We start from the raw sequence: 22,198 nt of genomic DNA, 5'->3' as shown, positions 1-22,198 counted from the left end.
TAAATGCCTCGGGCGATAGGGCGGGGCTTCTGGACTTGGGCGGCGGCATCGCCTATCTCGGGTCCATCATGCAAGTGAAGTCAGACCCCAATTCCAAACTGATCGCAGAAAACCGCCGCGCGCGGTTCGATTACCATATCGAAAGCGACCTTGAGGCGGGGATCATGCTTCTGGGGTCCGAGGTGAAAAGCCTGCGCAAGGGCGGGTCGAACATCGCGGAAAGCTATGCATCGGTCGAAGGCGGCGAGCTGTGGCTGATCAACGGCTACATCGCCCCCTATGCCGAGGCCAAGACCTGGGGGCATGAAGAGCGGCGGCGGCGCAAGCTGCTGGTCAGCAAGAAGGAATTGTCGCGGCTGTGGAATGCCACCGCGCGCGAGGGCATGACCATCGTGCCGATCAAGATGTATTTCAATGACCGCGGGATCGTGAAGCTGAAGCTTGGAATCGCCAAGGGCAAGAAGCTGGCGGACAAGCGCGAGACCAGCGCCAAACGCGACTGGGACCGCGAACGCGCGCGCCTGCTGAAGATGTCGAAGCGCGATTAAAGCGTGATGACCATTTCACGGTGCAGGATGCCCGCATCCTCGTATTGCGGGCCGATCACCGAAAAGCCGAGCCTTTCGTAAAACCCGACCGCGTGGGTTTGCGAGCCGAGTTTGACGCGGGTGATGCCCGGCATGCTTCGGAACACATCGACCGCTGCCTTGATGAGTTCGGTTCCGATTCCCTTGCCACGCAGGGATTTCAACACGCAGACGCGCCCGATCTTGCCGGTGACGCCGATGGTCAGCAGACGCGCCGAGCCGACGGGCATGCCGTCATCGGTGGCAAGAAGGTGGATCGCCTGATCGTCGAGATCGTCGATCTCGTCCGCCTCGGAGACGCCCTGCTCGTGGATGAACACGATCCGCCGCAGGCGGCGGCAGGCGTCGATATCGTCGGTGCGGGCGATGGTCAGCGGCATTGGGTCATGCGAAATAATCCCTCAGGATACGGGAATAGATGGATTTGAGTTGCCGGATCTGGGTGATGCTGACGCGTTCGTCGACCTGATGCATCGTGCGTCCGACCAGTCCGAATTCCACGACGGGGCAGTGGTTCTTGACAAAGCGCGCGTCGGAGGTGCCGCCCGTGGTGGACATTTCCGGCGTGACGCCGGTCTCGGCCTGCACCGCGCGCGAGATGAGCGCGGACAGATCGCCGGGCGGCGTGACGAAGCTTTCGCCCGAAATCTGGATGCGGGTGGCGATGGTGACGCCGGTTTCGGCCTGCACCTTGGCGGCTTCGGACAAAAGCCAGTCGGACAGGCCAGCGCCCGAGTGGCTGTCGTTGAAGCGGATGTTGACGGTGGCGCTGCCCTTGGCGGGGATCACGTTGTTGGCAGGGTTTCCGCAATCGATGGTGGTGATTTGCAGGGTCGAGGCGTCGAAATGGTCGGTGCCTGCGTCGATGCGGTCGGGAAGGCGCGACAGCAGGGTTGTCAGCGCCCGCATCGGATTTCTGGCGCGGTCAGGATAGGCCGAATGGCCCTGCACGCCTTGGGCCGTGAACCAGGCGGTCATCGACCCGCGGCGACCGATCTTCATCATCTGGCCCATCGTGTCGGGACAGGTGGGTTCGCCCACGAGGCAATGGGTCATCCGCTCGCCATTGGCGGCCATCCAGTCGAGAAGGGCCACGGTGCCGTCGGTGGCGTCGCCCTCCTCGTCGCCCGTGATGGCAAGGATCACGGCACCGTCGGGCGGGGTTTCGCGCACGAAGTCGATGGCGGCGGCGGCAAAGGCGGCAACGCCGGACTTCATGTCGGTGGCGCCACGGCCATACATCCAGTCGCCGTCAACCTCGGCGCCGAAGGGGTCGCGGGTCCATGCGCCAAGGTCGCCCACGGGGACCACGTCGGTATGGCCGTTGAAGCCGAAGGAGCGGTTCGCGCCCCGCGCGCCCCAGCGGGCATAGAGATTGGCGGTGTTGCCACGGTCGACACGGGTGCAGGTGAACCCCCCGGCAGAGAGCAGACGTTCAAGCAGCACCAGCGCCCCGCCTTCGACAGGCGTGACCGAGGGACAGCGGATCAGGTCGGCAGTCAGGGCGACGGGGTCGGTCTGTTGCATCGGAGGGTCCAAAACATATGGCTGTAAATCGCATTAGCGGCTTGGCGCGGCGGGGGCAACCTGCTGTGGACTGTGGCCGTTGAGTCACCGAAGCGAAAGCGCGGCACCCATCCTTTCGGATGTTGATGACAGGGCAAGGGAGTATCGTTAACCTTGAGGGCAATAACAATGTCCCGAGGCAGGACGGAAGCGGGCCAATGCGCCCGGTCAGAGCAGGACCCGACAGGACCGGAGGCCGCAGGCGGCATCCGGGGGCGCTGCATGACGCTCCGCTATGCGCAAGGGCAAGCGGGGTGCTGTGATGGTGCGCACGGGTTCGGGGACGGATTGGATCGCGCTTTCTGACAAGGCCGGCATCGCTTCGGGGCCCGAGGTGGGCCGTGGGCTGTTCGCGGCCGAATTCCGCTTGCCGCTGGACGGGGCGCAAGTGCTGCTCGACCGGCGCAGCGCGGACGGGGCCGAGGTGTTCTCTATCCTGCACGACACGGCGGCGGGGCTTTCGGTGCTGCACCGTCGTGGCGGGCAACTGGCGCGGCATGCCTTGCCGGGGCCGTTGCCGCTGGGGCGGGCTACGGGACGGATGCTGTTCGACTGGGATGCGGCGCAGGACCGTTGGCGGCTGCAATTCGGGCTCTTGGGGGCGGATGCGCCCGCCACCGCCCTGCAGTCGCAGGGGCGCGGGGTGCTGGGGTTGGCAGCCCCCCTGCTGGCCGATCTGTGCGCGGGGCGCGGGCAGCGGCACGAGGCGCTTTTGTGGTTCGGCGTGACCAAGGGGGCCTTGCCCCGGCCAAAGGCATGGCTTGGTGCGCGCAGCATGGTGCCGACCGCGCAGGGACCGATGCCCGCCGAAGAGTTGCGGGCGGGCGATCCGGTGCTGACGGCGAATGGTGCCGTGCCGCTTCTGTCGGTCGAGCGCCATGTCGTGCCGGGGCGGGGAAGTTTCCAGCCCGTGCTGCTGCGCGCGCCGTGGTTCGGGCGCAGCGACCTGCTGGTGTCGGCGGAACAACTGGTGCGCGTCGCCGGGCCGGAAGCGGAATATCTGTTTGGCGAGGAAGAGGTTCTGGTGCCTGCGGGCCTGCTGGTCGACGGCCAGTCGGCGCTGGCCGAGGGGCGGCGGGCCGTGGTGTCAGGCGTCGCGCTGGAGTTTGGCGGGGCCGAACTGGTCGAGGTGCAGGGCTGCACGATCTGCACCGATCCGGCAGCCGGACTGTCCTTGCCGCTGCGCCTGCTTGACCGCTACGAGGCCGTGCCGCTGATGGCGCAATTGGGCCGCCTGCCGCAACGGGCGGTGGGCTAGTCGAAAAAGGGCGTCATCTGCGCCACGACGACCGAGTTTTCGTCAAGCGCGCGCTGCATCAGGCCACGCTCTTCGTCATCGATCTCGTCCCCGGCTTTCAGGCGGTCATCAAGGGTGCCGTAGCCCGACACGTCGAGCGGCGCGAGGTCGGCTTGCTTGAGGATCGCCACGGTTTCGCGCACCGCCTCTTCCTCGTCCACGCCCGAGGCGTAGATCATGAGCGCGGCCCCCGTGGCCTTGTCGGGCAGGCCGTCGCCGGGCTTGCGGCCCACTTCCACGACAAGCGTGAAAACCTGCTGCGGGCGCTTTTCCTTTTTCGGCTTCTCGATCTCGTCAGTCATGGCGGCCCCACAGTGTTGCGGCATCGCTGTTAGCACTGCGCCGCGGAAAGCGCAAAGCGGGCGGGTTCGTTAACAAAGGTTAAAAACATCGGCCGGGCCGCCGTTATCGGGGCGTTGGTGGTAGGCTGGTGGAAGATGGACCTGAGGATCGACTCGGCGAGTGCCATGCAGATGGCGCAGACGATCTTCGGATCGGGCATAAGCATCGTATCGGCCAGCTACAGCGGCCAGTCCAATCAGGTCGGCGTCTATTCGGGCGCGCTGACGACGATTCCGGGCATCGCGCCCTCGGACAGCGGGTTGATCCTGTCGACGGGGCGGGTGGACGATTTCACCCAAGCCTCGGGTGACGCGAACATCTCGGACAGCACCTCGACCAATTACGGCAAGGCGGGCGACGCGATGCTGGATCAGGTGTCGGGGCAAAAGACCTATGACGCGGCGGTCTTTTCGGCGACCTTCGTGCCGACGGGCAAGGTGCTGACGATGCAGATCGTCTTCAGCTCGGACGAATATCTGGAATATGTGCGCAGCGGCTATAACGATGCCGTTGCGATCTGGGTCAACGGCGTTCCGGCGACACTGGCGGTCGGGGATGGCGATATCACGATCGACAACATCAACCCGTGGTCGAACGAGAACCTTTACGTCGACAACCCGGCGGCGGCGAACACCCACAACACGGAAATGGATGGCTTCACCGTCACGCTGACGCTGAAGGCGGCGGTGAAACCGGGGGTGCAGAACACCTTCCGGCTGGCCATCGCCGATGCGGGCGACGGGGCCTACGATTCGACGGTGCTGGTCGCGGCGGATTCGGTGCAGGTGGCGCTGGTTGCGCAGGACGAGACGCTGACCGTGCACAAGGCGCGGAGCGGATCGGTCGACGTGCTGGCCAATGACAGCAGCACGGCGGCGGGTGCGCTGACCGTGACCAAGGTGAACGGCGTCGCGGTGACGGTGGGCAGCAAGGTCGTGCTGCCGACGGGGGATGTGATCACCGTCGGCAAGGGCGGGGTGCTGACGGTCGACGCGGCGGGGCACAGCGACACCCATGTACTGACCTATGAGGTGAAGGACAGCGCGGGCAACACGGACGTCGCCTTTGTCACGCTGAACGTGGTGGCCTGTTTCACGCTGGGCACCCTGATCGCGGTGCCGGATGGCGAAGTCGCGGTCGAGGCACTGACGCCGGGCGATCTGGTGCTGACCCGCGACCACGGGGCGCAGCCGCTGCGCTGGGTCGGGCGGGCGACGCGGGCGGCGGTGGGGCCGGATGCGCCGGTGGCGATAGCGGCGGGGCGGTTCGGGCCGCACCGGGCGGTCATGCTGTCGCCCAACCATCGGGTGATGATCGGCGGGCCGAGGGCCGAGTTGCTGTTTGCCGAGCCGGAAGTGATGGTCAAGGCACGCCATCTGGTCGACGGGCAGGGCGTGCGCCGGATCGAGGGCGGCATGGTGACCTATCTGCACCTGCTGTTCGACCGGCACGAGGTGGTCATGGCCAATGGCCTGCCCTGCGAAAGCTATTACCCCGGTCCGGCGACGATGGGCGGATATGATGCCGAAACGCAGGCCGAGGTCTTGCGGCTGTTTCCCGCCCTTGCACAGGGGAAACCGATCGGCCCCTTGGCCCGCCCCGAGGTGACGGGGCGGGAGGCGCGGGCTTTGGTGGCCTGACGCTCAGTCGCGCAGAAGTTCGTTGATGCTGGTCTTGCTGCGGGTCTGGGCGTCGACCTTTTTCACGATCACGGCGCAATAAAGGTTGATGCCGTTCTTCGACGGCATGGAGCCTGCCACGACGACCGAACCTGCCGGAACCTCGCCATAGCTGACCTCGCCGGTTTCGCGGTCGACGATCTTGGTCGATTTGCCGATGAACACGCCCATGCCGAGGACCGAGCCTTCGCGCACGATGCAGCCTTCGACGACTTCCGAGCGCGCGCCGATGAAGCAGTTGTCCTCGATGATCGTCGGGCCGGCCTGCATGGGTTCGAGCACGCCGCCGATGCCGACGCCGCCCGAAAGGTGGACGTTCTTGCCGATTTGCGCGCAAGAGCCGACGGTGGCCCAGGTGTCGACCATCGTGCCTTCATCGACGAAGGCGCCGAGGTTGACGAACGAGGGCATCAGCACGACGCCCTTGGCGATATGGGCCGAGCGGCGGACGATGCAGTTCGGCACGGCGCGGAAGGCGGCGGCTTTCCATTCGGCCTCGCCCCAGCCGTTGAACTTGCTGTCGACCTTGTCCCACCACGTTCCGCCCTGCGGGCCGCCGGTCTGGATACCCATGTCCTTGATGCGGAAGCCCAGAAGCACGGCTTTCTTGGCCCATTGGTTCACGTGCCAGTTGCCGTCCGCCTGACGTTGCGCCACGCGCAGCTTGCCGCTGTCGAGCGCGGAAAGGGTGGCTTCGATGGCATCGACCGCCTCGCCCTTCGAGGCCGGGGTCAGGGCGTCGCGGGCCTCCCATGCGGTTTCGATGGCGGCTTCCAGCGCAGCGTAGGTCATGTTTCCCCCGTTTTGGTTGGTGTCGGTCTTTGCGCCCCTATAAAGACAGAGGTGCCGCCACGCAATCACGAGGACGCCATGACCGAAGAACCGCGCAGCCACCCGTTCCGTGACAGCACACAGGACGTTGCGGCGGCGGAACGCCTGCCCGATACCGCCCAGACGCGCGCGCCCGCCTATCGGCTGGCATTCACCGACACCGATTTCCTGATGCGCGAGGAATTGCGGCCCGTGCGGTTGCAGCTTGAATTGCTGAAGCCGCAGATGGTGATGGACGAGCGCGGGATCAAAAGCACGGTGGTGCTGATGGGATCGGCCCGCGTGCGCCCCGAGGGCGGAGGCACCGCGACGGCGCTGACGCCGTGGTATGAGCAAGCGCGGAAGCTGGCGCATCTGATCACGGTGGAAAGCCTCAAGAGCTATGGCCGCGAATGGGTTGTCGTGACCGGCGGCGGGCCGGGGATCATGGAGGCGGGGAACCGCGGGGCATCCGAGGCGGGGGGCCAGTCGATCGGGCTGAACATCGTGCTGCCGCACGAGCAGGCGCCGAACCCCTATGTGACGCCGGACCTGTGCTTCAATTTCCACTATTTCGCCATCCGCAAGATGCACTTCCTGATGCGGGCGCGGGCGGTCTGCATCTTTCCGGGCGGCTTCGGCACGCTGGACGAGATGTTCGAAAGCCTGACGCTGATCCAGACGGGGCGGATGAAGCGGGTGCCGTTCCTGCTGTTCGGGCGGGCCTTTTGGGACAGCGTGATAAACTGGCAGGCGCTGGTCGAGGCCGGGGTGATCGCCGCGGCGGATGTGGAGTTGTTCCGCTATGTCGAAACGGCGGAAGAGGCGATGTTCGTGATGATGCCGGATTGGGCGGCGGATTAATCAGCCCGCAACCAGTCGGGCAGATATTCGACACGGGCGCAGCCTGCAAAGGCGGCAAGGCGGTCGAGTTCGCCGTCAAGCCTGCGCAGGCGCTGCGGGCCGATCTTTACCCCCGCTTCGGGCCAGAAGGCGCGGACGCGCAGCGCGCCGTCGTCGCGGAAGGCCTTGGCGTCGATGCGGCCGATGAGGCTGGACCCTTCCAGCACGGGAAAGACGTAATAGCCGTAGCGGCGCTTGGCTTCGGGAACGAAAACCTCGATCCGGTAGTGGAAGCCGAACAGCGCCTCGGCCCGCGCGCGGTCACGCAAGGCGGGATCGAAGGGGGACAGTATGCGCGTGCGTGCGGGCGGTTCGGGCGGGGTTTCGGACAAGAGCGACGGATAGGCCAAGGCGCGGCGCGTGCTGCCATCGGCGGATTCGACCGCGATGTCGATGACATCGCCGCGCTTGCGGGCGGCGGCGGACCATGCGCGCACCTCGTCGGGGCGCAGCGCGTTCCAATAGGCGCGGATTTCGGATTCGCTGGCAAAGCCAAGCCGGTCGAGCGCGGAACGGCAGGCCCAGTCGACCAGCGCCGCCTCGTCCGGCGGGTCGCTAAGATGGGCGGCGGGAATGACACGTTCGGTCAGGTCATAGACCTTGCGAAAGCTGTCGCGGCGGGTGATCGCCAGTTGCCCCGTGCGCCAGAGCCATTCCAGCGCGGTCTTTGAGGGGTGCCAGTCCCACCAGCCGCCCTTGCCGCGCGCCTCGCCGATGCCCACTTCGGCCGAGGTCACGGGGCCGTCCTTTGCGATGCGGTTCAGGATGGTGTCGAACTGCGCTTCGTATCCGTCGCGGAACCAGTTGCGCCAGTTCTTGTGCAGCCGTTCGGCATCGCGGGCAAAGCGGTGCTGCCAGAGCGGATGCAGATGGACGGGCAGGATCGAGGCGTCATGCGTCCAATGCTCGAACAGGGCGCGGTCCTGTTCGAGCAGGCGCCGCAGCGCTTCGGGGCGGTAGCTGGCGCGGCGCGACCACAGGATCATGTCATGCGCGCGGGCGACGGTGTTGATGCTGTCGACCTGAACGAAACCGATGCGGTCGACAAGGGCCGCCAGATCCGCGCCCTTGGCGGGGCCGGAGGGGGATTCGGCCAGCGCGTGCCGGTCGAGGAAGATGCGTCGCGCGGTGGCGTTTGACAGAAGGGGAAGGGCCATGCGCCGATGGGACGCCAAGCGGGATCGCGGCGTCAACGGTAAATTTTCGGCGCAGGCATTTGTGCGGACCGTGACGCTGCGGCCCCCGCAAGCACCGGCACGGGGTGGCATGCAGGATTTCGGCAAGAAAACTGCCCTGAAACTGCGGCAATTTCAGGCTGACGCGGAATATGCGGTTGAAACGGGGCGCAGCGTGCATAATTGCGAAGAAGCGACCCCCGAAAGCGCAACCCGCCCCAAAACCCCTGACCAAGGAGTGCCGATGCCCCATGACACCCCCCTGATCGCGACAATCGTCGTTGGCCTGTGCCTTGCCTTTGCGCTGGGTCTGATCGCCCAGCGCCTGAGATTGCCGCTGATCGCGGGCTATCTGCTGGCGGGGGTGATCGTCGGACCCTTCACGCCCGGCTATGTGGCCGACCAGAAACTGGCGACAGAGCTGGCCGAACTCGGGGTGATCCTGCTGATGTTCGGCGTGGGGCTGCATTTCTCGGTGCGGGATCTGCTGAGTGTGAAGGGCATCGCCGTGCCGGGTGCCGTGGGTCAGATCGGGGTGGCGACGGGCGCGGGAGTGCTGCTGGCCTGGGCCTTGGGCTGGGGGCTTGGCGCGGGGGTGATCTTCGGGCTGTCGCTGTCGGTTGCCTCGACGGTGGTGCTGTTGCGCGCCTTGCAGGACCGCGGCCTTGTCACGACGGACCGCGGCAAGATCGCGGTGGGCTGGCTGATCGTCGAGGATCTGGTCATGGTCGTCAGCCTTGTGCTGATCCCGCCGCTTGCGGGGTTGCTGGGCGGGGCGGCGCAACCCGTCGACGGGCAAGCCGCCGAGGTGGTGGCGCTGGGCTTCGGGCCGGTGGCGGCGACGCTGCTGGTGACGGCCGTCAAGGTCGGCGCCTTCGTGGCGCTCATGCTGATCGTGGGGCAGCGGCTGATTCCGATGGTGCTGCATTACGTGGCCCATACCGGCAGCCGCGAGTTGTTCCGGCTTTCGGTGCTGGCCATCGCGCTGGGCGTGGCCTTCGGGTCGTCGACGCTGTTCGGGGTGAGTTTCGCGCTGGGGGCGTTCTTTGCGGGCATGGTCATGGCCGGCTCGACACTAAGCCAGCAGGCCGCGCGGGAAACCCTGCCGCTGCGCGACGCTTTCGCGGTGCTGTTCTTCGTTTCGGTGGGGATGCTGTTCAACCCGATGGTGGTGGTGACCGCCCCCTTGGCGCTGATCGCCACCGTCGCAATCATCGTCGGCGTCAAGGCGGCGGTGGCCTATGGCATCGTCCGCGCCTTTGGCCATGACCGCGAGGTGGCACTGACCATTGCCGCCTCGCTGGCGCAGATCGGCGAGTTTTCGTTCATCCTGATCGTCATGGGGCTGAGCCTTGGCATCGTGCCTCCCGAGGCGAAGGATCTGGTCGTGGCGGGGGCGATGCTGTCGATCCTTGGCAATCCGCTGCTGTTCCGGCTGCTCGACCGCTGGTCGGAAAAGCAGGCCGCCTAAAGGTTGTCGGTGACGCGGAAGCCTGCGGGAATGTGGTCCTGCCCGTTCAGGACAAGATCGGCCATGACCGAGGCGACCTTGGGGGCCATGCCGAAGCCGATCTTGAAGCCGCCGTTGGCGATGTAATGGCCCGGCCGGTCGGGCCATTGCCCCAGCATCGGCGCGCGGGTTTTCGCGCGGGGGCGGATGCCGGCCCAGCGCGCGACGACGGGGGCACCCGCAAGGCAGGGCAGGGCCGCGACCGCGCGGGGCAAAAGCGCCTCGCCCGCGGCATCGAAGCCGGGGTCGGCCCAGCGGTTTTCCGAGGTCGAACCTATGGCGACGGTGCCGTCAGCATGGGGCACGATGTGCAGCGTGTCGGCAAAGAGCTGCGGCAGGCCGGCCGCGTCGAAGCGCAAGGCAAGCGCCTGCCCCTTGACGCCCGCGCCCACGGCTTTGCCAAGGGCATCCGACAGGCTGCGCAGCCCCTCGGCCCCTGTGGCCCAGAGAACCGCACCCTCGGCTTCGCCGTGGCGCGCCACCTCGGCCCCTTGCGCGGCGAGTGCGGCAAGCAGGGCGGCCAGCGCCCTGCGCGGCGAAAGGCGCGCGGTGAGCGTGTCATGCACCAGAAAGCCTGCGGGGCTGGGCGGCTCCCATGTGGCGCCTGTTGCGGGGATGACCTGCCAGAGCGCCCTGCCCTGCCATAGCGTTTCGGCCTGCACCGCCCGCGCCTGCGCCTGCTGCACGGCAGCGGCATCGGCCAAAGGCTGCAATCGGCCCGAGCGCAGATAGCCTGCCGGCTGCCCCCCTGCCGCTTCCACGGCGGCCCACCAGTCCGACGCCATCAGCAGGCTGTCGAGCTGGAATGCCTTTTTCGGGTTCCAGTTTTCCGGCACATGCGGGGCCAATGCGCCGACCAGCCCGCCCGAGGCCCCCGCCCCCGCGCCAGAGGGGTCGATCACCCGCACGCGGGCGCCGCGACGGGCGGCTTCCCAGGCGATGGAAAGGCCGAAGATGCCCGCCCCCATCACCGTCAGATCGACCCTTGCCATTCCGTCCCGCCTTGCCCATGGTCCGCGCCGATCAAGGGTTTAGGGCAAATGGGCAGCGGCGAACAGGGCGCGGACGCGGGTGTCGCGTGGAAGGACGGGGTGATCCCCGTCTCGACCCGCTTCGATGACCCCTATTTCTCGCTTGCCGACGGACTGGCCGAAACGCGGCATGTCTTTCTGGCCGGAAACGGATTGCCCGATCGGCTGGCGGACGGTTTCCATGTGGCGGAACTGGGCTTCGGGACGGGGTTGAACCTGCTCGCCCTGCTGATCGCATGGACGCAGACGGGCCGGCGCGGCGGGCTGCGCTATACCAGTTTCGAGGCCTATCCCCTGCCCGCGACCGACATCGCCCGCGCCCTGCGCCACTTTCCCGAGGCCCATGCCGTGGCGGGGCCTTTCCTGTCGCAATGGGACAACGCGCCTGCGGGTGGCGTGAAACGGATCGCCCTTGCCGGGATCGAGGCGCAGGTGATCCTTGGCGATGCGCGCGACACGCTGCCGGCATGGCAGGGCCGCGCCGATGCGTGGTTTCTCGACGGGTTCTCGCCCGCCAAGAACCCCGAACTCTGGTCGCCCGAGATCATGGCCGAGGTGGGCCGCCACACGGCGGCAGGCGGCAGCTTTGCCACCTATACGGCGGCGGGCCATGTGCGCCGCTCGCTCGAGGCGGCGGGATTTGCCGTCACGCGGCAGGCCGGACACGGGCGCAAGCGCCATATGACGACAGGAACGAAGGTATGAGCCAGAACGCGACCACGCAGAACACGCGGCTGGGAGTCTGGCTGATGATCGCAACGACGATCGTCTTTGCCGCGCAGGACGGGATTTCGCGCCATCTGGGGGCGCTCTATCCGGTGCAGATGGTGGTGATGATCCGCTTCTGGTTCTTTGCGGCCTTCGTCATGGTGCTGGCCGCGCGGCAACCGGGGGGCATCCGTGCCGCGACGCATACGCATTTCCCGCTGGCGCAGGCGATCCGCGGGCTGTTGCTGGTGCTCGAGGTCTGCATCCTCGTCGTGGCTTTCGTCAAGCTGGGGCTGGTGGAAAGCCATGCGGTCTTTACCTGCTATCCGCTGCTGGTCGCCGCCCTGTCGGGGCCGATTCTGGGGGAAAAGGTCGGCTGGCGGCGCTGGTCCGCGATCATGGTCGGCTTTGTCGGAGTGCTGATCATCCTGCAACCCGGCGTGGCGGTGTTTTCGCCCTGGGCGCTGCTGCCACTGCTGTCGTCGTTGCTCTTTGCCATCTACGGACTGCTGACCCGCTACGTCGCCCGCAAGGACAGCGCCTCGGTCAGCTATTTCTGGACCGGCTTCGGCGGTGCGGCGTGGATGACGCTGGTCGGCATCTGGTTCTGGGTGCCGATGGCGGCAAGCGACTGGATCTGGATGGGGGCGCTGTGCTGCACGGCCAGTCTGGGCCACTGGCTGCTGATCCGCGCCTTTGCGGTGGCCGAAGCCTCGGCCATCCAGCCCTTTGCCTATCTGCAACTGGTCTGGATTTCGGGGATCGGGCTTTTGCTTTTCGGCGAGACGCTGCGGACAAATGTCGTGATCGGCGCGGCGCTGGTGGTGGCGGCGGGGCTGTTCACCCTGTGGCGGCAATGGGTCAAGGCGCAGCAGGCCCGGCGCCCCGCGCAATAAGTGCGAGCAGCCGCGCCCGCGCTTCGGGCAGCGGACGGTCGTTCAGCGACGACAGTTCGCGCCCGAGGAAATGGCCGGTGATGGCAAGACCCTGCCCGATCTCGGCGCGGGTGGCGCTGCCCTGCCCCATCAGCACCTGCGGCAGGGGAAGCAGGCGCGCGGCCCAGTCTCCGGCCCCCGCACGGCTGACGGCGCGGCCCGTCTTGGGCGAGACATAGGCCAGATCGTCGCGTGCCCCCGTCACGGCGCAGCGCGAAAGATCCAGCCCGAAGCCGAGTTCGTCGAGAAGCAGCATCTCCCAGCGCAGGTAGTCGGGCAGCCAGTCAGCGCCGCGCTCCATCGCATCGAGAAGCGGCATGGTGGCGCGCCAGAGCGGGACATGCGCCTCGCGTTCGGGCAGGGCGGCATGCAGAAGGGCGCAAAGCGCATTCAGGCCCGAAAGGGCAAGATGGTCGGACAAAAGCGCGGCACGGCTGCGCAGGGGTTCCACCGTGAAGGCGCCGATATGCCCTTCGAGCCGCGCGCGCCATGCCACCTGAAGCTGGGTTCCCGCCTGAAGGGTGGCCGCCATCTTGCGCGAGCCGCCGCCGCGCACGACGCCCGCGTGGCGGCCATGCGCCGCCGTGAACACCTCGATGATCGCCGCCGATTCGCCATGCGGCCGGACCGAGAGCAAAAGGCCTTCGTCGCGCCATTCCATAGGGCAGACTATTCCCCTCCCGCCGCATGGAAGGCAAGCGCGGTCAGTCGCTCAGACCGTCTTCCCCGAGCAGGGTGCGGCCTTGGCGGTCCTCGACCTCGATCACCCACAGGTCGCGGTCACGGGCGCGCTGGCGGGCCAGAAGGGCATCGACATCGGCCTCTTCCCCTTCGGCAAGCACCACCCAGACGCGCCCGCCCGTGGCGAAATCGACCGATCGCTGGAAGGCGCGCGCCTTGCCGTCAAGCGTCGCCGATTTCACGATCACCGCCCCCGCCGTGGCATCGCCCCGGGCTGTCACATAGACCGGAATATCCGCCAGCCGCAGCCGGTTCAGATAGGCGGAAACCCAAAGCTCGCTGGTCAGACGGACAGACATGCGCCCCGCCCCTTCCTCTTGCCCCAAATATCCTCGGGAGGGTCCGGGAGGGCAGACAGCCCTCCCGGCCTTGGCCGCAGGGGCCGCCGCCGGGGATCAGTCGCCGTCCTTGAATTCAAGCCCCATCTCGGAATAGCGCTCTTTCTCTTCCAGCCAGTTCGGGCGCACCTTCACTTGCAGGAACAGATGCACCGGACGGTCGAGGAAGGCCGCAATCTCGGCCCGGGCCTGCTGGCCGATGATCTTGATCGTCTCGCCCCCCGCGCCAAGGATGATGCCCTTGTGCCCGTCGCGCGCGACATAGATGATCTGGTCGATGCGGACCGATCCATCCTTGCGGTCTTCCCATTTTTCCGTCTCGACGGTGAGCTGGTAGGGCAATTCCTCGTGCAGGCGCAGGGTCAGTTTCTCGCGCGTCATCTCGGCGGCGATCATGCGCATGGGCAGGTCGGCAATCTGGTCTTCGGGGTAGAACCATTCGCCCTGCGGCACCTCTTCGGCCAGCCAGTCGCGCAACGTCTCGACCCCGTAACCGCGCTCGGCGCTGATCATGAAAGTGCGGGCGAAGGGGAAGGCCTCGTTCATCGCCTCGGTCAGGCGGAGCAGGTTCTCGGCCTTGATCTTGTCGATCTTGTTGATCGCCAGCGCCACCTGCGTGCCGCGCGGGATCTTGTCCTTGAGGTTGTCGACGATCGCCTTGACACCTTCGGTCATGCCGCGATGCGCTTCGATCAGCAGGACAATGATATCGGCATCGGCGGCGCCGCCCCAAGCGGCGGCAACCATCGCGCGGTCGAGCCTGCGGCGCGGGCGGAACAGGCCGGGCGTGTCGACAAAGACGATCTGCGCATTGCCCGCCATGCAGACGCCACGGATGCGGGTGCGGGTGGTCTGCACCTTGTGCGTCACGATCGAGACCTTGGCCCCGACCATGCGGTTCAGCAGCGTCGATTTACCGGCATTGGGTTCGCCGATCAGGGCGACGAAGCCCGCGCGCTTGTCGGTGGTCATTCCAGTCCTCATTCAGAAGTCAGGGGGTCGCTTACTGGAAATAGGGGCAAGGTGCCACCTTTATCCACGAATGCGCGAAAGGCCGCATCCCGTAAAATCGCTTTTCCTGCCGCGAAGTCTGCGTTAACCTTGATTCACGTGTGTAACCAGTGGTGTGTGTCATGAGTATCCTGAACCTGCTTTTCAGCAGATTTTTCGGCGCAAGCGCCGTTTCCGAATCCCCCCTTGCCGCGATCAGTGATCCGTTGCCCGTGCAGGTCGCCCCTGTCGACAGGGCGCTTGCGGTCGGCCAGACCCTTGGCGGGGCGGCCCGTGTCATCGACGGCGACACGCTTATGGTCGACGGGGTCGTGGTGCGCCTGTGGGGAATCGAGGCCCCTGCCAGCGACCAGCCCTGGGGGGTCGAGGCGAAATATGCCCTGATCCGGCTGTGTCGCGGCAAGCGGCTTTCGCTGGTGGTCGAGGCGGTTCCGCTGCCCGGTCTGGTCATGGCGCGGTGCCGGTTGCCCGACGGGCGTGATCTCGCGGCGGCGATGGTGCAGGCCGGCCATGCGCTGGATTGGCCGCTTTATTCGCAAGGCGAGTACCGGGCGCTGGAAACCCGCGAGGCGCGGGCGCGCTTTTGGCGGGCCGACATGCGCCAGCGCGGCGAGGGGTTTGACGCCGCGGCCTAATCGCCCGCGGCTTCGACACGTGCCAGCAGCGCCTTGGCCGCTGCCTGTTCCGCCGCACGCTTGCCATTGGCACGGCCTGCGGCGGAGTCTCCGGTGGTGAGCCGGGCCTCGACCGTGAAAACGGGTTGATGGTCGGGACCGTCGCGGCCGGTTTCCACATAGGCCGGCGGCGGCAGGCCGCGGGCCTGCGCCCATTCCTGAAGCGCGGATTTCGGATCACGGGCGTTGACCTCGGCCTCGGCGATGCGGCTGCCCCAAAGGCGCAGAACCAGATCGCGCGCGGTCTCGAACCCCGCGTCGAGGTAGACGGCGGCAATGAGCGCTTCCATCGCGTCACCGAGCAGCGCCTCTTTGCGCCGCCCGCCCGACATCATTTCGGAACGGCCAAGTTTCAGCACATCGCCCAAGCCGATCTCGCGCGCGACCTCGGCGCAGGTCTCTTGCCGGACAAGGGCGTTGAAGCGGGGGGCAAGCTGGCCTTCGGCGGCGGTGCCATCGGCGTGGAACAGGGCGGTCGAGATGGACAGGCCCAGCACGCGGTCGCCCAGAAACTCGAACCGTTCGTTCGAGGGGCGCGTGGCCGAGGAGAGCGAGGAATGGGTCACCGCCCTGAGCAAAAGCTCGGGGCGGCGGAAGTCGTGGCCGATGCGGGCCGCGAAAGCCGCGAGATCCGCGGCGAGTTTCACGCCCGGCTTGGTCACTCGATCGCCTTGAAGAAGCGGTCGGGCCGCCACGTCCAGAAATAGAGCATCGACCGGCCCGCCGAGGAGAAGATCACGCGGTCGGCGCGGCCGATCAGGTATTCGGCGGGCACGAAGCCCACGCCGCCCACCGCCTGCCCGAAGCGGCTGTCCTGCGAATTGTCGCGGTTGTCGCCCATGAAGAAGTAATGCCCCGGCGGCACGGTGAACACATCGGTATTGTCGGCAAATCCGGCATTGTCGATGTTGAGGATGTTATGCACCACGCCATTGGGCAGCGTTTCGCGGAAGCGCGACGAGGTGCAGATGCCGCCTTCGCCCACGGGGCCGTTCTCGCAGCGCGGCAGGTTGCCCATCGGACCCTGCTTTTCGTAGACCTCTTCGAAGGTGCCCGCCGGTTCCTGCGGAACCTTGGTCCCGTTGAGGAACAGCACGCCATCCTTCATCTGCACCGTATCGCCCGGAAGGCCGATGAGCCGCTTGATGAAATCGGTGCCGTTGACGGGGTGGCGGAACACCACCACATCGCCGCGCTGCGGTTCGCCGCCAAGAATGCGGCCCGAGATCGGGCAGAGCGAGAAGGGGCAGGAGAATTGCGAATAGCCGTAGGCCATCTTGTTGACGAAGAGGAAATCGCCGATCAGCAGCGTGTCCTTCATCGATCCCGAGGGGATCCAGAAGGGCTGGAAGAACAGGGTGCGGAAGACGCCCGCGATCAACAGGGCGTAGACGACGGTCTTGATCGTCTCCATCAGCCCGCCATCGTGCTTCGCCGTGCTTTTCGCCATGCTCGTCTTACCTTACAAGGGGCCGCTTGGCGGCGTTCGGGGCTACATGCGCGGGGGGCGCGCGGGAGTCAAGTTCGCCGCCATCACGGCAGCGTTTGGGCGGCGGAAAGGGGGGCGATCGGGTCGGCGATCAGTCGGGCCTCGATCACCACGAAAGCCTGCGCCCAAGGGTGGTCGTCGGTCAGGGTGACATGGATCACCGCTTCATGCCCTGCGGGGGTCATGGCGGCAAGGCGTTCGGCGGCCCATCCCGTCACATGCATCACCGGTTGGCCCGAGCGCAGGTTCGACACCGCCATGTCGCGCCACGAGATGCCCATGCGCAGGCCGGTGCCCAGCGCCTTGGAACAGGCCTCTTTCGCGGCCCAGCGCTTGGCATAGGTGGCCGCGATGGCGCGGGGGCGGCTTTGCGCCTTGCGCTGTTCGCGTTCGGTGAATACGCGGTTCAGGAACCGGTCTCCGAAGCGGGCGATGGTCGCCTCGATCCGTTCGATATTCGCAAGGTCCGATCCGATGCCGAGGATCATGCGCGCAGACCGAAGATTTTCTGCGAAAATCTTTCGCAACGAATTTTCTGCGAAAATTCAGCGCCGGAGTCTGTGGCCCGAATTTTCGCAGAAAATTCGCCGGCTGGATTTTTCGCAGAAAAACCCACGCTCACAGCCCCTCGCGTGCCTGATCCATGCGGCGGCGCATTTCATCAAGCGCGCCGTCCAGCCCGCGATAGATCGCCTCGCCGATCAGGAAATGACCAATGTTCAACTCCATCACCTGCGGCATCGCGGCAATGGGGGCCACGTTGTCATAGGTCAGCCCGTGGCCTGCGTGGACTTCAAGCCCCAGCGAATGGGCCAGTGCCGCGCCTTTTTGCAGGCCGTGCAATTCGGCTTCGGTTTCGGCATGGCGATCTTCGGCGTGAAGTTCGGAATAAAGCCCGGTGTGCAGTTCGACCACGGCAGCACCGATGGCGGCCGAGGCTTCGATCTGGCGCGGGTCATGGCCGATGAACATCGACACGCGGCACCCTGCCGCGCGCAGTTCGGCGACATAATCGGTCAGGCGCGCGGCATCGCCCGCCACGTCGAGCCCGCCCTCGGTCGTGCGCTCCTCGCGCTTTTCCGGCACGAGGCAGACGGCATGGGGGCGCAGGCGCAGGGCGATGGCCTTCATCTCGTCGGTCGCGGCGCATTCGAAGTTGAGCGGGATGCGCAATCCGGCCGCCAGTGCCTCGATATCGGAATCGCGGATGTGGCGGCGGTCTTCGCGCAGGTGGGCGGTTATGCCGTCGGCACCCGAGGCTTCGGCCAGCAGGGCGGCGCGCAAAGGGTCGGGCCAGGCCGAGCCGCGCGCGTTGCGAACCGTCGCCACGTGGTCGATGTTCACGCCAAGCCGCAGTCGTCCGAGGGGTTTCATCGCCGCAATCCTTCTTTGGTCATCGGGGATACTAGGGCGCGGGGGGGGCTTCGTCATCCCCGCCTTTGGCGGTTTCGCGCTTGAGTTTCGCCGCCGCCGCCGCCAGCGCCTCGCGCAGGCTTTTGCGGCGTTCGTGGCGTTCCTTGGCCTTGGCCGCGCGCGCCTTCTGGTAGGCCATGACCAGCGGTATCGTCAGGTAGTAGAAGATCGCCGACAAGACGAGGCCGGGGATCAGGGCGCCGATGAAATAGGGCAGGTAGATTTCGCGCCAGAACTGGAGCAACCCGTCCCAGCGGGTGTGTTCGGGGCCGAAGATCGCAAGGAAGTTGAACCAGAGATCCTCGCCCGCATTGCCGAAGGCACGCCCGATGTAACCGGCGGTCAGCGGCTTCTGGATGCCCATGATCCAGTGGCCGAAGGACATGGCGAAGACGGCGAAGAAGGGCGTCGTGATCGGGTTGGTGTTGAAGGTCGCCAGCAGCGCCGCCAAGAGGTTTCCGTTCACCGCGCGCGATGCGGCCCATGCGGCGATGAACTGCATGCCCGGCAGCGGCAGGAACCCGACAAGCGACCCCGCGAACACCCCCCGCGCGATGCGGTGGGGCTGGTCCGGCAGGCGGCGCATGCGGTGCAGGACATATTGGGTGGCGCGTTTGAAGCCGCCTTGGGGATAGACCATCTCGCGCGTCCAGCCCCAAAGGGTCCGAGGGTTGCGCCGCTTGAAAACCAAGTAAAAGTCCCCCGATGTGCCCGTTTCAGGGCTTGCGCGTCAGATCGCGGTGGCGGGAAATCTGGGCCACGTCGGTCTCGGCCTCCAAAGCGGTCATGACCATGTGCAGATGCTCGACATCGCGGAGGTCCACGTCGATGATCAGCCGGTAATAATCCGGCTTGCGGTCGGTGAACCTCAGGTCCGAGATATTGGCCTTCTGCTCGCCGATCAAGGTGCATATCCGGCCAAGCACGCCGGCGTCATTGGAAATGGTGATTTCGAAGCTGACGGTATGGACCGCGGCATGGCGGCCCGAGTGCCAGTGCAGGTCGACCCAGCGGCCGGGCTGTTCCTCGAATTCTTCCAGCGCGGGGCAGTCGATGGCATGCACGACCACGCCCTGACCGCGATAGGTGATGCCGACGATGCGCTCGCCCGGCACGGGCTGGCAGCAGGGCGCGCGGCGGAAGGACTGGTCATCTGAAAGGCCGACGACGGGGCGGGTGCCGTCGACCTCGTCCGCCTGTTTGCGGGCAAGTTCGGGATAGAGCAGTTCCACCACGCGCCGCGCGGTGATTTCGGCCGAGCCGAGGCGGGCCATCAGGTCCATCTCGTCGGCCAGACCCATCATCTTGGCCGCCGTGCGCAGCGCCTTGTCGGAAGCCTTCTTGCCGACATGGTCAAAGGCCGCGCGGGCGAGTTCCTGACCCAGCTTGACGAAGCGGCCACGGTCTTCCTCGCGCAGGGATTTGCGGATCGCGGCCTTGGCGCGGCCCGTGGTCACGATGTCGATCCAGCTTGCCTGCGGGCGCTGGCCCTCGGCGGTGATGATCTCGACCGACTGGCCGTTCTTCAGCCGTGTCCAGAGCGGCACGCGGATGCCGTCGACCTTGGCCGAGACGCAAGAGTTGCCGATGCGCGTGTGGATGGCATAGGCGTAATCGAGCGGCGTGGCCCCGCGCGGAAGCTGGATCACATCGCCCTTGGGCGTGAAGCAGAACACCTGATCGGAGTACATCTCCATTTTCACGTGTTCGAGGAATTCGTCGTGATCGCCTTCGTCGAACCGTTCGGTCAGGGTGGCGATCCAGTTCGCCGGATCGACGGCAAAGGGGTTCACCGCGCGCACGCCTTCGCGATAGCTCCAATGCGCGGCGACGCCGGCTTCGGCCACTTCGTGCATTTCGCGGGTGCGGATCTGCACTTCGACCCGCTTTCCGTCGCGGCCCGAGACGGTGGTATGGATCGAGCGGTAGCCGTTGTTCTTGGGCTGGCTGATGTAATCCTTGAACCGCCCCGGCACGGCGCGCCAGCGGCCGTGGATCACGCCGAGGATGCGGTAGCAATCCGCCACCGAGGCGCAGATGACGCGAAAGCCGTAGATGTCGGACAGGCGCGAGAAGGCGAGGTCCTTCTCCTGCATCTTGCGCCAGATGGAATAGGGCTTCTTGGCGCGGCCGTAGACGTCGGCCTCGACCTGCACCTTTTCCAGTTCGATACGGATGTCGGCGGTGATCTTGTGGACCACGTCGCCCGCTTCGCGTTGCAGCGTGATGAAGCGGCGGATGATCGAGTTGCGCGCGTCGGGGTTCAGCACGCGGAAGGCGAGGTCTTCGAGTTCCTCGCGCATCCATTGCATCCCCATCCGGCCAGCGAGCGGGGCAAAGATCTCCATCGTCTCGCGGGCCTTTTGCGCCTGCTTCTCGGGCGACATGCTTTTGATCGTGCGCATGTTGTGCAGACGGTCGGCCAGCTTGACGAGGATGACGCGCAGGTCCTTGGACATCGCCATGAACAGCTTGCGGAAGTTTTCCGCCTGCTGGCTTTGCGCCGAGGAGAGCTGGAGGTTGGTCAGCTTGGTGACGCCATCGACCAGTTCGGCAACCTCGGTTCCGAACATCTCGGACACTTCGGTATAGGTCGAGCGGGTGTCCTCGATCGTGTCGTGCAGCAGGGCGGTGACGATGGTGGCATCGTCAAGCCGCTGCTCGGTGAGGATGGCCGCGACGGCGACGGGGTGGGTGAAATAGGGTTCACCCGATTTGCGCACCTGACCGTCATGCATCTGGAAGCCGTAGGCATAGGCCCTGCGGATCAGGTCGGCATTGGTGCGCGGATTGTAGTTGCGGACGAGGGCGATGAGGTCTTCGACGTCGATCATCATCGCCCCGCGCGGGGTCGGCCCAATGGCCGACCGGTCAGTTGTCGCCCTGCGCTTCCATCAGCGCGCGCAGGATCTTTTCTTCGGACATGTCGTCCTGCATCGGACGGTCGATTTCGCCCGACATCAGAAGTGCCATCTGGTCATCTTCCGGCTCGTCGACCTCGATCTGGGTCTGGTAGCTTTCGATCATCCGCTCGCGCAGGACATCGGCGCTTTGCGTTTCCTCGGCGATCTCGCGCAGCGAGACGACGGGGTTCTTGTCGTTGTCGCGGTCGATCGTCAGCGGCGAACCCGACTGGATCTCGCGCGCACGATGGGCGGCGAGCATCACCAGCTCAAACCGGTTCGGCACTTTGTCAACGCAATCTTCGACCGTCACGCGGGCCATATGCTGCTCCAGTTCGGATGGGGGGCAATGAACGGCCTATGTAATGGCAGGGCTTGGCCTTGACAAGCCTTGAATCAAACCCGCAACGGCACGACTTCGGCACGTTCGGCGGGGGGTCTTGCCGCCAGCATTTCCGCCACGGTCAGCCCCAGAACCGGATGGCGCCAGTCGGGGGCCACATCGGCCAGCGGCACCAGAACGAAGCTGCGGTCCTGCAGGCGCGGATGCGGCAGGATCAGGCCCGAGGGCGTCTCGCGCGCCTGGAAGGCGGGGTCGAGGCCGCGCCAGCGGGCGTGGGTCTGCGCATCGGGCAGCACGGCCTGACCGAAGGCCAAAAGGTCGAGGTCGAGCGTCCGCATCCCCCAGCGGGTTTCGCGCAGGCGGCCGAAGCGGTCCTCGACCGCGTGGAGGGTGGCAAGGACCCGCGCGGCATCCCAACCCGAGGGCAGCGGACCGGCGATGGCGGCGTTCACATAATCGGGACCGGCCCCCGCGGGAAAGCACGGGGTGGCGTAAAGCGGGCTGAGGCGCAGGCCCGAAAGACCCGAATCAGCCAGCGCCAGAAAGGCAAGGCGCAGCGTTTCGGCGGGGTCCTGCCCGCCGATCGGCAGATTTGCGCCCATTGCAACCAAAAGTTGATCGTTTCGGGCTGCCAATATCCTTCACCTTTCGTATATCTTGACTTGTCGGGCCCGTGGTCGCGCTGATATCGCTGGGTCGGGGAACAAGAAGTCATTGACCTAACTTTTTTCCGGCTTGGGCCA

Annotated in this window: 25 protein-coding genes; 8 read left to right on the top strand and 17 right to left on the bottom strand. The window is 66.2% G+C overall.

Features of this window, described 5'->3' with window-relative positions; all coding sequences use genetic code 11:
- The first annotated feature begins 68 nt into the window (after window positions 1-68).
- Window positions 69-548: an SsrA-binding protein SmpB gene (gene smpB / locus H7F16_RS18690; RefSeq protein ID WP_185799163.1), complete on the top strand. Its 480-nt coding sequence runs from the start codon at window positions 69-71 to the stop codon at window positions 546-548.
- Here the strand turns inward: smpB and H7F16_RS18685 are convergent.
- Together H7F16_RS18685 and dapE are read right to left on the bottom strand one after the other, a co-directional pair.
- Window positions 545-967, bottom strand: a complete 423-nt coding sequence (locus H7F16_RS18685) for a GNAT family N-acetyltransferase (RefSeq protein ID WP_185799162.1) — start codon at window positions 965-967, stop codon at window positions 545-547. The genes smpB and H7F16_RS18685 overlap by 4 nt on opposite strands.
- A gap of 4 nt (window positions 968-971) precedes the next feature.
- Complete coding sequence (gene dapE / locus H7F16_RS18680) at window positions 972-2,114, bottom strand: succinyl-diaminopimelate desuccinylase (RefSeq protein ID WP_185799161.1); 1,143 nt, start codon at window positions 2,112-2,114, stop codon at window positions 972-974.
- A 301-nt stretch (window positions 2,115-2,415) separates the two neighbouring features.
- Here dapE and H7F16_RS18675 point away from each other — a divergent pair, with 301 nt between their 5' ends.
- Complete coding sequence (locus tag H7F16_RS18675; protein ID WP_185799160.1) at window positions 2,416-3,411, top strand: Hint domain-containing protein; 996 nt, start codon at window positions 2,416-2,418, stop codon at window positions 3,409-3,411.
- Here the strand turns inward: H7F16_RS18675 and H7F16_RS18670 are convergent.
- Window positions 3,408-3,752: a hypothetical protein gene (locus H7F16_RS18670; RefSeq protein ID WP_185799159.1), complete on the bottom strand. Its 345-nt coding sequence runs from the start codon at window positions 3,750-3,752 to the stop codon at window positions 3,408-3,410. The genes H7F16_RS18675 and H7F16_RS18670 overlap by 4 nt on opposite strands.
- Before the next feature lie 135 nt (window positions 3,753-3,887).
- Between H7F16_RS18670 and H7F16_RS18665 the strand changes: the two genes are divergently transcribed.
- Window positions 3,888-5,432 carry a choice-of-anchor L domain-containing protein gene (locus tag H7F16_RS18665; protein WP_185799158.1) on the top strand — a complete coding sequence of 515 codons (1,545 nt, stop codon included), beginning with the start codon at window positions 3,888-3,890 and terminating at the stop codon, window positions 5,430-5,432.
- 3 nt (window positions 5,433-5,435) lie between these two features.
- Here the strand turns inward: H7F16_RS18665 and dapD are convergent, their stop codons facing one another.
- Window positions 5,436-6,263, bottom strand: coding sequence for a 2,3,4,5-tetrahydropyridine-2,6-dicarboxylate N-succinyltransferase (gene dapD / locus H7F16_RS18660; protein ID WP_185799157.1), 828 nt, complete (start codon window positions 6,261-6,263; stop codon window positions 5,436-5,438).
- A gap of 78 nt (window positions 6,264-6,341) precedes the next feature.
- Between dapD and H7F16_RS18655 the strand changes: the two genes are divergently transcribed.
- Entirely contained in the window at window positions 6,342-7,145 is an 804-nt protein-coding gene (locus H7F16_RS18655) for an LOG family protein (RefSeq protein WP_185799156.1), read from the top strand.
- On the opposite strand, the gene H7F16_RS18650 is transcribed toward H7F16_RS18655, so the two are convergent.
- Window positions 7,142-8,341 carry a winged helix-turn-helix domain-containing protein gene (locus tag H7F16_RS18650; RefSeq protein ID WP_185799155.1) on the bottom strand — a complete coding sequence of 400 codons (1,200 nt, stop codon included), beginning with the start codon at window positions 8,339-8,341 and terminating at the stop codon, window positions 7,142-7,144. The two genes, H7F16_RS18655 and H7F16_RS18650, sit on opposite strands and share 4 nt — an antisense overlap.
- Before the next feature lie 262 nt (window positions 8,342-8,603).
- Between H7F16_RS18650 and H7F16_RS18645 the strand changes: the two genes are divergently transcribed.
- Window positions 8,604-9,830, top strand: a complete 1,227-nt coding sequence (locus H7F16_RS18645) for a cation:proton antiporter domain-containing protein (RefSeq protein ID WP_185799154.1) — start codon at window positions 8,604-8,606, stop codon at window positions 9,828-9,830.
- On the opposite strand, the gene H7F16_RS18640 is transcribed toward H7F16_RS18645, so the two are convergent.
- Window positions 9,827-10,861, bottom strand: coding sequence for an NAD(P)/FAD-dependent oxidoreductase (locus H7F16_RS18640; protein ID WP_185799153.1), 1,035 nt, complete (start codon window positions 10,859-10,861; stop codon window positions 9,827-9,829). The two genes, H7F16_RS18645 and H7F16_RS18640, sit on opposite strands and share 4 nt — an antisense overlap.
- A 48-nt stretch (window positions 10,862-10,909) precedes the next feature.
- On the opposite strand from H7F16_RS18640, the gene mnmC2 reads away from it, so the two are divergent.
- Entirely contained in the window at window positions 10,910-11,605 is a 696-nt protein-coding gene (mnmC2, locus tag H7F16_RS18635; RefSeq protein ID WP_185799152.1) for a tRNA (5-methylaminomethyl-2-thiouridine)(34)-methyltransferase MnmC2, read from the top strand.
- Entirely contained in the window at window positions 11,602-12,504 is a 903-nt protein-coding gene (locus tag H7F16_RS18630) for a DMT family transporter (RefSeq protein WP_185799151.1), read from the top strand. The genes mnmC2 and H7F16_RS18630 overlap by 4 nt, the downstream gene beginning before the upstream one ends.
- Here H7F16_RS18630 and recO read toward each other — a convergent pair.
- The 3 genes from recO to era form a co-directional block, all read right to left on the bottom strand.
- Window positions 12,470-13,204, bottom strand: coding sequence for a DNA repair protein RecO (recO, locus tag H7F16_RS18625; protein WP_185799150.1), 735 nt, complete (start codon window positions 13,202-13,204; stop codon window positions 12,470-12,472). The genes H7F16_RS18630 and recO overlap by 35 nt on opposite strands.
- A gap of 43 nt (window positions 13,205-13,247) precedes the next feature.
- Window positions 13,248-13,583 carry a DUF1491 family protein gene (locus tag H7F16_RS18620; protein ID WP_185799149.1) on the bottom strand — a complete coding sequence of 112 codons (336 nt, stop codon included), beginning with the start codon at window positions 13,581-13,583 and terminating at the stop codon, window positions 13,248-13,250.
- A gap of 96 nt (window positions 13,584-13,679) precedes the next feature.
- The gene (era, locus tag H7F16_RS18615) at window positions 13,680-14,594 is read right to left on the bottom strand and encodes a GTPase Era (protein WP_185799148.1); all 915 of its coding nucleotides are present in this window, start codon (window positions 14,592-14,594) and stop codon (window positions 13,680-13,682) included.
- Between the two features lie 161 nt (window positions 14,595-14,755).
- On the opposite strand from era, the gene H7F16_RS18610 reads away from it, so the two are divergent.
- Window positions 14,756-15,268: a thermonuclease family protein gene (locus tag H7F16_RS18610; protein ID WP_185799147.1), complete on the top strand. Its 513-nt coding sequence runs from the start codon at window positions 14,756-14,758 to the stop codon at window positions 15,266-15,268.
- On the opposite strand, the gene rnc is transcribed toward H7F16_RS18610, so the two are convergent.
- From rnc to folK, 8 genes are all read right to left on the bottom strand, one after another.
- Window positions 15,265-15,954 (bottom strand): ribonuclease III, encoded by a 690-nt coding sequence (rnc, locus tag H7F16_RS18605; protein ID WP_185799185.1) that lies wholly within the window; start codon window positions 15,952-15,954, stop codon window positions 15,265-15,267. The genes H7F16_RS18610 and rnc overlap by 4 nt on opposite strands.
- A gap of 11 nt (window positions 15,955-15,965) precedes the next feature.
- Window positions 15,966-16,757 carry a signal peptidase I gene (gene lepB / locus H7F16_RS18600; protein WP_185799146.1) on the bottom strand — a complete coding sequence of 264 codons (792 nt, stop codon included), beginning with the start codon at window positions 16,755-16,757 and terminating at the stop codon, window positions 15,966-15,968.
- Window positions 16,758-16,840: 83 nt separating this feature from the next.
- Complete coding sequence (acpS, locus tag H7F16_RS18595; RefSeq protein WP_185799145.1) at window positions 16,841-17,284, bottom strand: holo-ACP synthase; 444 nt, start codon at window positions 17,282-17,284, stop codon at window positions 16,841-16,843.
- Window positions 17,285-17,414: 130 nt separating this feature from the next.
- Window positions 17,415-18,170 carry a pyridoxine 5'-phosphate synthase gene (locus H7F16_RS18590; protein ID WP_185799144.1) on the bottom strand — a complete coding sequence of 252 codons (756 nt, stop codon included), beginning with the start codon at window positions 18,168-18,170 and terminating at the stop codon, window positions 17,415-17,417.
- 31 nt (window positions 18,171-18,201) lie between these two features.
- The gene (locus tag H7F16_RS18585) at window positions 18,202-18,849 is read right to left on the bottom strand and encodes a DUF2062 domain-containing protein (protein ID WP_241741526.1); all 648 of its coding nucleotides are present in this window, start codon (window positions 18,847-18,849) and stop codon (window positions 18,202-18,204) included.
- Window positions 18,850-18,925: 76 nt separating this feature from the next.
- The gene (locus H7F16_RS18580) at window positions 18,926-21,043 is read right to left on the bottom strand and encodes a RelA/SpoT family protein (RefSeq protein ID WP_185799184.1); all 2,118 of its coding nucleotides are present in this window, start codon (window positions 21,041-21,043) and stop codon (window positions 18,926-18,928) included.
- 37 nt (window positions 21,044-21,080) lie between these two features.
- Entirely contained in the window at window positions 21,081-21,434 is a 354-nt protein-coding gene (rpoZ, locus tag H7F16_RS18575) for a DNA-directed RNA polymerase subunit omega (protein WP_185799142.1), read from the bottom strand.
- Window positions 21,435-21,508: 74 nt separating this feature from the next.
- Window positions 21,509-22,057: a 2-amino-4-hydroxy-6-hydroxymethyldihydropteridine diphosphokinase gene (gene folK, locus H7F16_RS18570; protein WP_185799141.1), complete on the bottom strand. Its 549-nt coding sequence runs from the start codon at window positions 22,055-22,057 to the stop codon at window positions 21,509-21,511.
- Window positions 22,058-22,198: the final 141 nt, after the last annotated feature.

It is taken from the genome of Paragemmobacter straminiformis, assembly GCF_014243445.1.
Taxonomy (GTDB): Bacteria; Pseudomonadota; Alphaproteobacteria; order Rhodobacterales; family Rhodobacteraceae; genus Paragemmobacter; species Paragemmobacter straminiformis.
This window is presented reverse-complemented; position numbering and strand designations above follow the sequence as displayed.